This window comes from Paenibacillus sp. J2R1T-4 (genome assembly GCF_059692235.1).
Genome location: NZ_JCAUBA010000002.1, coordinates 109,098 through 122,199 on the forward strand (window position 1 = coordinate 109,098; position 13,102 = coordinate 122,199).

Annotated in this window: 13 protein-coding genes; all 13 read left to right on the forward strand. The window is 47.4% G+C overall.

Annotation, left to right across the window (positions count from 1 at the left end; genetic code table 11):
- Positions 1–4 precede the first annotated feature (4 nt).
- The 13 genes from aroH (at position 5) to AC58QD_RS04155 (ending at position 12,973) form a co-directional block, all read left to right on the forward strand.
- The gene (aroH, locus tag AC58QD_RS04095) at positions 5–379 is read left to right on the forward strand and encodes a chorismate mutase (protein WP_497330310.1); all 375 of its coding nucleotides are present in this window, start codon (positions 5–7) and stop codon (positions 377–379) included.
- A 374-nt stretch (positions 380–753) separates the two neighbouring features.
- Positions 754–2,301, forward strand: a complete 1,548-nt coding sequence (gene trpE / locus AC58QD_RS04100; protein ID WP_497330312.1) for an anthranilate synthase component I — start codon at positions 754–756, stop codon at positions 2,299–2,301.
- 32 nt (positions 2,302–2,333) lie between these two features.
- On the forward strand, positions 2,334–3,374 hold the full coding sequence (gene trpD, locus AC58QD_RS04105; protein WP_497330314.1) for an anthranilate phosphoribosyltransferase: 1,041 nt from the start codon (positions 2,334–2,336) through the stop codon (positions 3,372–3,374).
- Positions 3,364–4,185, forward strand: coding sequence for an indole-3-glycerol phosphate synthase TrpC (gene trpC, locus AC58QD_RS04110; protein ID WP_497330316.1), 822 nt, complete (start codon positions 3,364–3,366; stop codon positions 4,183–4,185). The genes trpD and trpC overlap by 11 nt, the downstream gene beginning before the upstream one ends.
- A gap of 2 nt (positions 4,186–4,187) precedes the next feature.
- Positions 4,188–4,892: a phosphoribosylanthranilate isomerase gene (locus AC58QD_RS04115; RefSeq protein ID WP_497330318.1), complete on the forward strand. Its 705-nt coding sequence runs from the start codon at positions 4,188–4,190 to the stop codon at positions 4,890–4,892.
- Positions 4,873–6,078: a tryptophan synthase subunit beta gene (trpB, locus tag AC58QD_RS04120; RefSeq protein WP_497330320.1), complete on the forward strand. Its 1,206-nt coding sequence runs from the start codon at positions 4,873–4,875 to the stop codon at positions 6,076–6,078. Before AC58QD_RS04115 ends, trpB begins: the two co-directional genes overlap by 20 nt.
- Complete coding sequence (gene trpA / locus AC58QD_RS04125) at positions 6,065–6,874, forward strand: tryptophan synthase subunit alpha (RefSeq protein ID WP_497330322.1); 810 nt, start codon at positions 6,065–6,067, stop codon at positions 6,872–6,874. Before trpB ends, trpA begins: the two co-directional genes overlap by 14 nt.
- A gap of 234 nt (positions 6,875–7,108) precedes the next feature.
- Positions 7,109–8,209, forward strand: a complete 1,101-nt coding sequence (gene hisC / locus AC58QD_RS04130) for a histidinol-phosphate transaminase (protein WP_497330324.1) — start codon at positions 7,109–7,111, stop codon at positions 8,207–8,209.
- Between the two features lie 36 nt (positions 8,210–8,245).
- Positions 8,246–9,337 (forward strand): prephenate dehydrogenase, encoded by a 1,092-nt coding sequence (locus tag AC58QD_RS04135; RefSeq protein WP_497330326.1) that lies wholly within the window; start codon positions 8,246–8,248, stop codon positions 9,335–9,337.
- Positions 9,338–9,836: 499 nt separating this feature from the next.
- Positions 9,837–10,430, forward strand: a complete 594-nt coding sequence (locus tag AC58QD_RS04140) for an RNA polymerase sigma factor (RefSeq protein ID WP_497330328.1) — start codon at positions 9,837–9,839, stop codon at positions 10,428–10,430.
- The gene (locus tag AC58QD_RS04145) at positions 10,427–11,068 is read left to right on the forward strand and encodes an anti-sigma factor family protein (RefSeq protein ID WP_497330330.1); all 642 of its coding nucleotides are present in this window, start codon (positions 10,427–10,429) and stop codon (positions 11,066–11,068) included. Before AC58QD_RS04140 ends, AC58QD_RS04145 begins: the two co-directional genes overlap by 4 nt.
- An 86-nt stretch (positions 11,069–11,154) precedes the next feature.
- Positions 11,155–11,724: a histidine phosphatase family protein gene (locus tag AC58QD_RS04150; protein WP_497330332.1), complete on the forward strand. Its 570-nt coding sequence runs from the start codon at positions 11,155–11,157 to the stop codon at positions 11,722–11,724.
- Positions 11,725–11,929: 205 nt separating this feature from the next.
- Positions 11,930–12,973 carry a glycoside hydrolase family 15 protein gene (locus tag AC58QD_RS04155; protein WP_497330334.1) on the forward strand — a complete coding sequence of 348 codons (1,044 nt, stop codon included), beginning with the start codon at positions 11,930–11,932 and terminating at the stop codon, positions 12,971–12,973.
- Positions 12,974–13,102: the final 129 nt, after the last annotated feature.

Here is a 13,102-nt window from a genome sequence, read left to right on the forward strand (position 1 = left end):
TGTCATGGGAGTAAGAGGAATTCGGGGAGCTATAACGGTTCAGAATAACGAAGAAAATGAAATATTAGCTGCAACTGCAGAGATGTTGAACGAGATCGTAGTTCACAATAAAGTACAACCAGAGGACATAGCAAGTGTATTCATTACGGTTACGGATGATTTGGATGCCGCTTTTCCAGCAAAGGCGATTCGTCAGATGCAAGGCTGGGAGTTGGTCCCGCTCATGTGTTCAATGGAGATCTCCGTCCCGAATGGCTTGCCGAAGTGCATACGCCTAATGGTTCACGTGAATACCAATAAGAGCCAGGCAGAGATTCACCATATTTACCTGAATGAAGCCAAGAAGCTGCGTCCAGATCTGGCTCAATCGAAATCTTAATCATTCGCGAATAGTATTGACGGTTATTTTCAATGTGGTGTATAGTAGAGAGCAAGTAAGAGCCGAGTAGAGTTAGAGTTGAGCAGAGTTTAGACGAGTAGAGATGAGCCCGTACGACAAGTCTTGTTATTCGGTATCCGATAACAGGGACGTAACTGATAGCTGAGCGAGTACCTTGAATTCAACATGAACGAGACGAGTCTAGCCTTTTGCAGGCATCAGATTTGTTTGGTTTGATGAATCATACTCTCTTCACATCAGTTCGAATGGAGCAATTTCCACTATCTGCAAACAACCCGACCTCTGCGCGATGCGTAGAGGTTTTTTTTATCGTTTTAGGACTATTAGATTCCCTTTGGAAGGAGCGATGCAGGATGTATTCCCCGAGCAGCCAAGAAGTTGTACGCCTAGCCCAGCAATACAATCTGATTCCTGTCGTACGCAATTTGATGGCAGATACCGAAACACCAATTCGAGTATTCCAGCATCTGCATGAAGAGAAACGAGCTTTTCTTCTGGAAAGTGTAGAGGGCGGAGCCAAGTGGGCTCGATATTCATTTCTAGGTACAGATCCGTTTCTTATCGTTCAAGGCAAGAGCGGTCATTTCGAGATCGAGCATGATGGAGAGAGGAAGACCGTTCACGACAAACCGTTGGAAACCCTTAAGGCGCTGCTGCGCTCTTATTCCAGCCCAATTATTGCAGACTTGCCTCCATTTACAGGGGGAGCAATCGGATTCTTCGGTTATGATTTGCTTCAATATTATGAGAATGTGCCTCCGCACCGTGAAGATGATCTCAAGATGGATGACATGCAGTTTATGTTTTGTGATCAAATCATTGTCTTCGATCATTTCAAACAGCGCATCCAGGTTATTGCGAATGTTCATATCAAGCCGCATGCAACAGATGCCGATATTCTCGCCGCTTATGAGGTTACTTGCCGCAAAATAGATGCAACTATAGAACGACTGCAGCAACCCGTTCCACAGCTTAGCACTCAACGTAATGCGATTCCAGCTGATGTCGAGATGGGCAATATCCAGTCCAACATGACCAAGGAGAAATTCATCGATAACGTGAATCAAGCGAAGAAATACATTCGTGCTGGAGATATTTTTCAAGTGGTGTTATCGCAACGGTTCCATATAGAGACCAGAATCTCACCTCTACATGTTTACCGGGTCCTGCGTACGATGAATCCTTCACCTTACATGTATTACCTTAAGATGGATGATGAGGTCATTGTAGGAACTTCTCCGGAAGCACTTGTAAAAGTAGATAACGGCAAAGTGGAGACGCGACCGATTGCGGGGACCCGACCCCGAGGAAAGACTCCTGAGCAGGATGTTGAGCTGGAAAAAGAGCTGCTCGCTGATGAGAAGGAACGCGCAGAGCATTTGATGCTCGTTGATCTGGGACGTAATGATATCGGACGCGTGGCTGAATTCGGCACCGTCAAATGTGACTCTTATATGCAGATCGAGCGATACTCGCATGTGATGCATATTGTATCTAACGTATCGGGACAGCTGCGGAAAGACAAAGATTTCTTCGATGCCTTCATCTCGTGTTTACCGGCGGGGACCGTATCCGGTGCACCCAAGCTTAGAGCGATGGAGATTATCGCGGAACTGGAGCAAGAAGCCCGTGGGACGTATGCGGGAGCGATTGGTTACTTAGGCTTCTCAGGTAACTTGAATACTTGTATCACGATCCGCACGATTGTTTTTAAAGACGGGAAAGCCTTTGTTGGAGCAGGAGCCGGCATCGTCTGGGATTCTGTTCCGGAGATGGAATACCAGGAGACGGTTAACAAAGCAATGGGAATGCTCCGCTCGATCCGTATGGCAGAAGCCATATTCGGAGTAGAAGCAGAGCCGGTTACATCTGGTGTTGTAACGAATCAGGATTATTATTAAACCGTCATTGGGACTAAGGGGAGGAAACGGGGATGCAGCAGGTTATGTCGGTACAGCAGGCAATAGGCCGGGTAGCGGGCGGCGGGAACTTGGCTCGGGAAGAAGCTCGATATGTGATGGGCGAAGTAATGGCAGGTAATGCAACACCAGCTCAGATCGGAAGCCTGATTACGGCTCTGCGAATGAAAGGGGAGACAGCAGACGAAATCACCGGATTCGCAGAGACGATGCGCAGCATGGCTAACATGGTACTCACCGAGAGCAGCAACCTGCTCGATACATGCGGTACGGGAGGAGACGGCGCAGATACATTTAACATCTCGACGGCTTCCGCATTGATTGCAGCAGCAGGCGGCATCCGAGTAGCCAAGCACGGCAATCGTGCGATGTCGAGTAAGAGCGGCAGCGCTGATGTTCTGGAAGCGCTAGGCGTCTCCATCGGACTGAACAGTGAGCAAGCGGCGAAATGTCTCGAAGAGGTAGGCATCTGCTTCATGTTTGCGCAATCGTACCATCAATCCATGAAACACGCTGCAGGTCCACGCCGTGAAATCGGCATTCGAACTATATTCAATTTGCTTGGTCCCCTTACGAATCCAGCTCGAGCAGACCGTCAATTACTTGGTTTGTTCGATCAAGACAAGACGGAGCTCATTGCGAGTGTACTGAAATCTCTAGGACTAAAACGCGGTTTAGTTGTAGCTAGCCATGACGGATTAGACGAGATCAGTATCTCGGCTCCAACCAAAGTTACGGAGCTCAAAGATGGTGAGATTGTTACTTATGTCATCACACCAGAGGATCTCGGTCTCGGCACCTATTCGATGCAGGAGGTCGTAGGCGGCGACGCCCAGCATAATGCGCAGATGATCCGCTCCGTCTATGGAGGGCAGACTGGCGCATGCCGGGACATCCTGCTAGCCAATGCAGGAGCTTGCTTCTACGTAAGCGGTCATTGCTCCTCCTTGCGTGAGGGTGTACAATTAGCAGCATCTGCAATCGACTCTGGCAAGGCGCTCACAAAGCTTGAGCAGCTTGTCCAATATACAGGAGAACTTAGCCATGTTTCTTGATCGAATAGTAGCTACCAAACAACAGGAAGTGGAGACGTTGAAGCAAAGCTTCTCCCTAACAGCCGCAGAGAAGCAGATTTCAGAAATGTCAGCCTGTCTTGGCTTCGAACGGGCCTTGACCGTTCATCGTAATCGCACCATGGGCTTGATTGCAGAGGTGAAGAAGGCTTCTCCTTCCAAGGGATTAATAAGAGCCGATTTTGATCCAGTTCAAATCGCGCGTGCTTATGAAAGAGCGGGTGCCGACTGTATTTCCGTTTTGACAGATACCGAATATTTTCAAGGCTCTAACACATACTTAAGCGCAGTAAGAGAAGCGGTGCAAGTGCCTCTCTTGCGCAAAGATTTTACAATAGATGCCCGCCAGATTTACGAAGCTCGTCTCATTGGAGCAGATGCGATTCTGTTGATCGCTGCTATTCTGACTTCAGCAGAAATGAATGATTATCTGCGTACGGCGAAGGACATAGGACTTGATGTACTTGTCGAGGTTCATGACCGTGAAGAGCTAGAACGCGTGCTCGATCTTAAAGAAACCGCCACGTTGATTGGGATCAATAATCGGAATCTGAAGACATTCGTGACCGATCTGAGAACAACAGAGGAGCTCACACCGCTAATTCCTAAGGATCGCGCTGTCGTCAGTGAGAGCGGAATATCCGCTGCAGAGGAAATCGGATACCTGAGCGGTCTAGGGGCTCAAGCTGTTCTCGTAGGCGAGCATTTCATGCGCAAACCCGACATTGAGCAAGCAGTCTACGGGCTGTTAGGTCAGGCAGAACGTCCACCGCATGAGCAAGGAGCGCGATAAGGATGGTCGTAAAAGCAAATAAAGCGACAGTGAAAATTTGTGGACTTCAGGACGTTGAAGTGCTAAAATCTATCATACATTTACCGATTGACTACATTGGCTTCATTTTTGCAAAGAGTCGGCGTCAAATAACGGGTCAGCATGCCGGACAACTAATCCGAACGATGCGCGATAGTGTATCGGCGGGTCAGCCCATCCCTTTGTTCGCAGGGGTATTCCTTAACCCTTACAGGGAAGAATTAACGAATATTTTGTCCGCAGCGCCGCTTGATATCGTTCAATTGCATGGACAAGAGCCTCCAGAGCTGTGTCAATGGGTGAAAGAGACGTTTGATGTACAAGTCATGAAGGTAGTTTCCATCGGAGGTCAGCCTGCAGAAGGCGGTCTCGACAGCACACTCCTTCCTTATGTTGAGCATATTGATATGCTTTTACTGGATACGTTCGAACCGCTGATAGGGGGAGGCTCAGGGCAGACGTTTGCCTGGGACCGCATACCTGCTTATCTGGAATGGACCAAAGCCCATAATATCCCTCTGCTTGTAGCAGGGGGTTTGCACGCTGACAATGTGGACGAACTTCTTAATACTTACGGTCCTGACGGAGTGGATGTATCAAGCGGAGTGGAAACAGAAGGTATGAAGGATGTACTTAAAATAACGGCTTTCGTGGAAAGGGTGAAGCATCATGCATCAAATGCCGGATGAACATGGTCGATTCGGAGTTTTTGGAGGAAAATACGTTCCTGAGACGTTAATGAACGCACTTCACGAACTCGAACAGGCTTATTTGAAATATTCGAAGGATCCTGAGTTTATTAAAGAAGTAACTTACTTGCTGCACGAATATACAGGGCGCCCTTCCAGATTGTATTATGCGGAGAGATTGACTGCACAGCTCGGCGGCGCCAAGATCTATTTGAAGCGCGAAGATCTTAACCATACAGGTGCTCATAAGATCAACAATACGATTGGACAAGCGGTTCTTGCCAAAAAAATGGGGAAGACCAAAGTGATAGCTGAAACTGGAGCTGGGCAGCATGGTGTTGCTTCGGCAACGGTCGCCGCTCTGCTCGGCATGGAATGTAAAGTGTTCATGGGTGAGGAAGATACGAAGCGCCAGCAGTTGAACGTGTTCCGTATGAAGCTGCTAGGAGCGGAGGTTATTCCTGTCTTGTCTGGTACTCGTACGCTTAAGGACGCTTGTAATGAAACGCTTCGCTATTGGGTTAGCAATGTGCATGACACTTATTATATTCTGGGCTCCGCTACGGGTCCTCATCCTTATCCGATGATGGTGCGTGATTTTCAACGTATTATTGGCGATGAATCACGTTTGCAAATTGTGGAGAAGGAAGGGCGTCTGCCTGATGCTGTCGTAGCTTGTGTTGGTGGAGGCAGTAATGCGATTGGTATGTTTTATCCCTTCATCCAGGACCAAAATGTACGTTTGATCGGGGTAGAAGCAGCAGGCCGCGGTGTTGAAACGGATGAGCATGCGGCGACGATGACCAAAGGCAGTCATGGTGTGTTCCAAGGTTCTTACAGTTATATTCTTCAGGATGATTTCGGACAAGTGCTGCCTGCGCATTCCATCTCAGCTGGCCTTGACTACCCCGGAATCGGTCCGGAGCATTCTTATTTGAAAGACGCAGGTCGAGCCGAATACGTGCCGGTTACGGATGCTGAAGCCTTGGAAGCTTTGCAATTGCTTAGTCGTACGGAAGGTATTATCCCAGCGCTAGAGAGCGCTCATGCGATTGCCCACGTTACGAAGCTTGCCCCGACCATGAATCCTGACCAACTAATCGTGGTTAGCTTATCAGGCCGCGGAGATAAAGACGTGGAGTCGATTATGTCATACTTAGGGGGTAGTCTTGATGAATCACATTGATGCCAAGTTCGCCGAACTGCGTGACAAGAAGCGTACCGCCCTTATTCCCTTCGTGACAATCGGAGATCCGGACCCCGAGACCTCTATTGATATACTCGTTGAGTTGGAAGCAGCCGGCGCCGATCTGATCGAGCTCGGTGTGCCTTATTCGGATCCGCTAGCTGATGGCCCCGTTATCCAGCGGGCTTCCGAACGCGCGCTTAAGCACCGGATATCCATCCTGGATTGTATAAGCGCAGCTCGCCAAGCACGGGAAAGAGGAGTTAAAATCCCGTTCATCTTATTCACTTACTATAATCCTGTACTTCGACTAGGCTTGGAGCGCTTCTTCGATTTGCTGAAAGAAAACGACATCAGCGGGATGATCATCCCGGATCTCCCGATTGAAGAAGATGCGCCGGTTCGCAAGCTAGCGATTCAATATAACATTCACCTGATTCCATTGGTGGCACCAACATCCGAAGCTAGGATTGAAAAGATCGCTGCAAGCGCCACAGGATTCGTATACTGTGTTTCCTCACTCGGTGTTACAGGTGTTCGTTCGGAATTCTTCGCTGGGATCGACGAGTTCCTGAACACAGTGAAACGTTCCACATCGCTGCCAATTGCGGTCGGGTTCGGGATTTCCAATCGTGAGCAGGTGGCTCAATTCGCCAAAACCTGCGACGGTGTTGTCGTTGGCAGCGCCATTGTCCGTTGTATCGAGGACGCTATACCTTTATTAAGTGAACCTTCAACTCGCAAGCAAGGTCTATTGCAAATTCGCGAATTTGTGAGAAAATTAAGGGACGAGTAGGCGAGTCGTATGAAAATGATGGTCGTGATGAGATAGCAGGAGCGTAGAACGTCAATAACAGCTGGAAAGTTTACGTGCCTCATTTGAAAAGGTGTCGTAACCACCCTTCAATCAAGGGACACCTTTTCAAGAGAGGCTGGAAGCGTTATTGACGTTCGGAGCGCGGCTATATCATTACGGATGTTTTCTACTATGAAAGTATGATCACAATCCCGTTCAAGAGGTGAAATTGAAGTGAGACCAAAGCAAAATATAGTTCATTTACCAGTATACCAGCCAGGAAAACCGATTGAAGAAGTTAAAAGAGAGCTAGGACTGAAGGAAGTAACAAAGCTCGCATCGAACGAGAATCCGTTCGGCTGTTCGCCAAAGGCGAAGGAAGCCATCATTGCAGAAGTAAACAACACGAGCTTGTATCCGGACGGCGGCGCTGTCGAATTAACAAAAGCCGTTGCGGCTCATTTCAACGTCGAGACGAATCAAGTAATATTCGGAGCAGGCTCCGATGAAATTATTCTTATGATCGCACGGGCCTATCTGGTACAAGGCGATGAGAATATTATGGCGACGCACACATTCCCTCAATACAAACATAATGCCGAAATTGAAGGTGCAGTGTGTATCGAGGTTCCATTGATAGACGGTACTCATGATTTGCAGGGAATGCTTGCTCGCGTAACAGAAAAAACGAAAATTATCTGGGTATGTAACCCTAATAATCCTACAGGTACAATCGTTACGCATGATGAGCTGTCCACTTTCTTGAAACAAGTCCCTTCAAATGTGCTAGTCGTGTTGGATGAAGCATATGCAGAATACACTGTGGCAGGTGACTATCCTGACGGATTCGAGCTTATTCGTCAGTATAAGAATGTGATCCTTCTTCGAACATTCTCCAAAATTTATGGACTTGCATCCTTGCGCATTGGGTATGGCATCGGTCATCCTGAAGTCATTCATACGATCAATCAAGTGCGGGAGCCGTTTAACACGACTCGTTATGCGCAATCGGCAGCAAAAGCAGCGCTGGCTGATGAAGCCTTCATAACGGAATGCCGGACAAGAAACGCGGAAGGCATTCAATATTTGAAAGGCGAATTCAATCGACTTGGGCTTTCTTACTACCCTGCACACGGCAACTTCGTTATGGTTGATGTGCAGCGTCCTGCCAAGCTTGCATTCGAAGGTCTGCTTCGTAAAGGCTTCATCGTACGAGGAGGGCATAATCTGGACTTCCCAACCAAGCTTCGCGTTACGGTCGGCAGCCAGGAGCAGAATGAACAATTTATCAAAGCGCTTGAGGCCGTACTTGAGGAAGTTACAGTCCAGGCCTAATCCCACACTAGAAGAGTGAGTAGAAGAGTGAATCGAATGACTAAGATTTCTATTTTTGGAGTGGGTTTGATGGGGGGCTCCCTTGCGCTTTGCTTCAAGGGCAAGCCCGGCTTCCAAGTAATCGGCCATACACACGATCCTCTAGAAGCAGATAAGTTCATAAAGCGCGGTGTTGTAGATAGGGTTACTACATCCATGGAAGAGGCGGCTGAAGACGCCGACTTCATATTCCTTTGTGTACCTGTAGGGATACTGGAAGATTATTTTCTGCGAATTGCGGAATGTAAGCTGAAGCCAGGCTGTATTATATCCGATGTCGGGAGTACAAAGGCTTCAATAGCCCAATGTGCTGCACGTCTTGGTCGAACGGATATTCATTTTATCGGCGGACACCCGATGGCGGGTTCTGAACGATCAGGGGTCGAGGCTGCAAGCTCTCATTTATATGAGAATGCATTCTACGTTCTTACACCTGCTGAGGGTACGCCTGCTGAGATATATGACCGACTGGTCGAGCTTCTTCAACATACCAAAGCGCAGATTGTTCGGGTCGATGCCATGGAACATGATCTGATTGCAGGTGCGATTAGCCATTTGCCTCATATTATTGCTGCCGCGCTTGTGAATCAGATTGCCGACTATAAAGACACGAATCCGTTATATGAGAGTCTCGCCGCAGGAGGGTTTCGCGATATTACACGAATCGCTTCCAGTCATCCGGAAATGTGGCGTGATATTCTGCTGAATAACCGGGAAGTTATGTTGAAGCTGCTCGAGGACTGGAACGAACGGATTCATAAATTCCAAACCTTGCTCGAAGAGGATAATGGAAAGGGCATCGAAGACCAGTTCAGACGTGCTGCTGAGTTCCGCAGCCAGCTCCCTGAGCGTCGCAAAGGCATAATCACAGCCATCTATGATGTGTACGTGGATGTTCCGGATCATCCTGGTATTATCGGACAAATAGCATCCTTATTAGGCAATCATCGGATTAATCTAAGTAATATGCATATTATCGAGAGCCGTGCTGATGTTCCAGGTATACTTCGACTTTCCTTCCGAAATGAGAAAGACCTGGATGCCGCGATTCATGTATTAAAGAGCAATCAATATGAAGTGCGATTATAAAATTCAGTCGTGGAGCAAGCCTTGTGAATCAAGGGTTGCTCCATTTATTCCACTAAAAGAAACCGCTTGCAAATAAACATTGACAAAATGAAAACGGATACATTATAATCAAAGTACAGTATGGTTTCTCTCCACTCCTATCCGAATAATGGCACTATGTGCAGCCGCCGGTTTCCGGCGGTTATTTTTTTATTTAATTTTCCCGCCTTTCCAATATTTACATTTCGCCCCAGTTGGTCTATGGTAGGTAAGGAAGACTAAGCTGATTCAAAATGGAAACTTTTGGGGAAGGGTATTTGATAATAGACTTTTGTCGAATGAAGCAGGATTTTACCCTATATACTCAGAATTGTAATAGATAATAAGCCCTAAATATAAATGAAGTAGACTATAGATCGTTTTTTTTCATTAATATCGCAACTTTTCGCTCCCACGTCAGTAATAATTAGCAAACGTTGACTGGGAGACGTTTTCGGAAGCAGCAAGGAGGCCTCTTGCAATGACCGATTCCCAGTTAATCCGGGAGATCAAGGACGGCAACGTACAACTATATGAGGAACTCATGCGCCGCTACGAACGTAAAATTCTTGCGTTTATTTTCCACATGCTGAAGAGTTCTCGTATGGAGATCGTCGCGGAAGATTTATGCTCCGAAACTTTCTATAAAGCTTACCGCAGTCTGCACTCCTTCAGGGAAGTAGAGGCTTCTTTCTCAACCTGGCTATACACGATAGCTCGGAATACCGTGCTTAGCGAATTGAGACGGAACAAGGCGGTACATGTTTCATTGGAGGAGAACGGCCAAATATCGCATACATCTCTTGAAGCTACTCCTGAGCAAGCGATTTTGCGAAATGAGAAAGCATCCATGGTGAGGAATGCGATTAACAATCTGCCTGAGAAGCAACGATCGGCATTAATTCTAAGAGAATACGATCAATTGGATTATCAGGAGATTGCCAATATATTAGATCAGACTGTAAGTTCGGTGAAGTCGCTTCTTTTCCGAGCGAGAGCGAGCGTGAAGATGCAACTGGAGCCTTATTTAAGTGAACCGATTTTTCAAGAGTACGAGGGGATGAAGCAGCGATGAAGTGCACGGACATACAAGATGCGCTTGCCGGGTATTGGGACTTGTCAGATGAGGATGAGCGGCGGAAGAAGATAGACACTCACTTGGCGTCATGCGAATCGTGCATGGAGGAGTTCTCCATATGGCAGGAAAGCGCTCAGCTTATTCGAGATACGGTAGGCACATTGGAACGCCCTCCCCAATACGAGCCTATGACCAAGCAAGTAATGAATCGGATCTATGCCGGAGAGAATTGGCGGATGCCTGTTGCAGACAGGATGTATTCCATCTCCTATGTACTGCGAAGAAACGCATCGATTGCAATTGCATTCTGCATGACTTTATTCGTTGTGGGGCTGCTTCTTTCCATATTCCAGACTTCCCCGGCCAGCGATACATACTCAGCAGAAAGTAATGCAATCTACGGCTTAAAGCCCGTAGCAAGTGCAACTAGCGGAGCTGTATCAGGACCGGGTTCATCCGTATCGAAGTCCATGTCCTTATCCTCCGGAGCAGTAGCAACCGCAAGCATCAAAGAACCATCTATGATACGAATGGGTCCAATCCGGACGTACCCCGATTATTTCGTAGTCTTGTCATTACTTGGATTAACTAGTACACTGTTAATTATGAATTGGCTTTCCCGCACGAAGGCTTAGCATCCAATGAACGAATAGGAATAGCTTAGCTCTAAGCCTCTTTTTAAGAGGCTTTTATTATTTTATCTGGCAAGGTGGGATTGATTGTGGAATGGGGTTTCGTGCGTCACGGCAGTACAGATTGGAATGCAACAGGCAGGCTTCAGGGCCAAACGGACATTGAATTGAATCCAACCGGGAGAGAGCAAGCGCGAAGACTGGCTAAAAGGTTGAAAGGTGAAGGCTGGGAGGCCGTTGTGAGCAGTGATCTGAAGCGAGCTTATGAGACGGCATCCATTATTGCAGCAGAGATTGCTATTCCAGCTGTTCATATCGATGCCCGATTAAGAGAACGCACGCATGGTCGATTGGACGGTACCACAATGGCAGAACGTATTGCCAAGTGGGGTGAAGGTTGGAAGGAGTTGGATCACGGTGCAGAATCCGATGAACAATTGTTCGCTCGGGGCAAGCTTAGTTTGGACGAGCTGGAGAGTCTGTACGGTGCATCCAAAATACTTATTGTTAGTCATGGAGCATTCATCGGCACGATGCTGAACGGTCTGTTAGACGAGATGCCGCCAGGCTTGCTGCAGAATACTGCACTTAGCATACTTCGGAGAGAGACTGACAAATGGAATTGCACCATATATAACTGCACAGCTCACTTGCAATAATTAATTTGTGCAGCTTGTAAACTTTTTGCCGAAAAACGGAGACCAATCTATGCTTCTTTGCACATGATATAGCAAGCACTTAAGTTGCTTATACTCCGGAGATGACTAACCTGGAAGGTGTAATGCCTAAGAGAACGTTTCACATTCGCTTAGTTGATGCTTTCGATGTGCGAGTGTGTCACATTCGCTAAAGGAGGTATTTACCATGTTAGAACAAAGCTACAATGTACTGGATCGTCTGCGTTTGCCCCACGGATTGTATATTGCGAGCCCGTCGGAGCATTATTCCTATGTTTGGTTGCGAGATAGCGTTTACATGTCATTGCCTTATTTGAGACGCAATGGCGATGATTATGAGCGTGCTTACGCTAGAATGCTCGATTTGTTCCGACAGCTGGAATGGAAGCTGGATATTCTTTGTCAGGCCAAGCCGGTCTGGGAATGGGAATACATCCATGCTCGTTATAGAGCACATGATGTATCAGAGATTCATGATCAGAACTGGGGACATGTGCAGCATGACATGATTGGGGCTTTCCTGTTCGGTATGGGCGCGGGAGATAAAGCAGGGAAACAGATGTTTCGTGATGATAAAGATCGGGAAATTGTACAGAAGCTGGTCCGATATCTAGAAAATGTAGAGTACTGGCATGATCCGGACAACGGGATGTGGGAAGAGGGGAGAGAGGTTCATTCCTCATCGGTAGGAGCTTGTGTGGCTGGACTGAAAGCCATCCAACATCTTGTGCAAGTGCCGGAAGCACTGATTCAAAAAGGGCTGAAGACGGTTTTGAGTTTATTTCCTCGTGAGAGTGAGAATCGACCAGTTGATTTAGCGCAGCTGAGTCTTATTTATCCCTACCGGTTGTTCACAGGTGTACTGGCTGAAACCATCGTGCGTCAGGTAGAGCATGAGCTGCTGAAGGAACGAGGTGTCATCCGCTATGCAGGAGACAGCTATTACAGCTCACTGGAGGAGGTACACGGGCGCGGACATCCGCTAGCATTCTATTACGGGTATGAAGCGGAATGGACATTCGGTCTGCCATGGCTCGCCCTATGCTATCTGGAATTAGACCGACGCGATCAGGCAGAGCGATATATCAGGTGGACGGAGGATGTTATGCTTGAACCCGGTATATTACCTGAGCTCTACTTCAGTCGAACGAAAGAACCTAATCCGAATACTCCCCTCGGCTGGAGCAGTGCTATGTATATCCTTGCCAAAGAAGCCTATCGGAATAATTGAATAGTTGCTAATAAATTTCAATAACTCCGCATGTTCTCCAAGAGCAATCGCGGAGTATTTTTTCCACCAAACGGGAGAAGACGTTTATTTTTCTGGAAAATACCGATACTGGTTCTTAGATAAAACTCA

Excerpts from the sequence above, each read along its gene's own strand:
- aroH (WP_497330310.1), top strand. The coding sequence starts at position 5 with ATGGGAGTAAGAGGAATTCGGGGAGCTATAACGGTTCAGAATAACGAA.
- AC58QD_RS04155 (WP_497330334.1), top strand. The coding sequence starts at position 11,930 with ATGTTAGAACAAAGCTACAATGTACTGGATCGTCTGCGTTTGCCCCAC.
- AC58QD_RS04135 (WP_497330326.1), top strand. The coding sequence starts at position 8,246 with ATGACTAAGATTTCTATTTTTGGAGTGGGTTTGATGGGGGGCTCCCTT.
- AC58QD_RS04115 (WP_497330318.1), top strand. The coding sequence starts at position 4,188 with ATGGTCGTAAAAGCAAATAAAGCGACAGTGAAAATTTGTGGACTTCAG.
- trpE (WP_497330312.1), top strand. The coding sequence starts at position 754 with ATGTATTCCCCGAGCAGCCAAGAAGTTGTACGCCTAGCCCAGCAATAC.
- trpA (WP_497330322.1), top strand. The coding sequence starts at position 6,065 with ATGAATCACATTGATGCCAAGTTCGCCGAACTGCGTGACAAGAAGCGT.
- trpB (WP_497330320.1), top strand. The coding sequence starts at position 4,873 with ATGCATCAAATGCCGGATGAACATGGTCGATTCGGAGTTTTTGGAGGA.
- AC58QD_RS04140 (WP_497330328.1), top strand. The coding sequence starts at position 9,837 with ATGACCGATTCCCAGTTAATCCGGGAGATCAAGGACGGCAACGTACAA.
- trpC (WP_497330316.1), top strand. The coding sequence starts at position 3,364 with ATGTTTCTTGATCGAATAGTAGCTACCAAACAACAGGAAGTGGAGACG.
- AC58QD_RS04145 (WP_497330330.1), top strand. The coding sequence starts at position 10,427 with ATGAAGTGCACGGACATACAAGATGCGCTTGCCGGGTATTGGGACTTG.
- trpD (WP_497330314.1), top strand. The coding sequence starts at position 2,334 with ATGCAGCAGGTTATGTCGGTACAGCAGGCAATAGGCCGGGTAGCGGGC.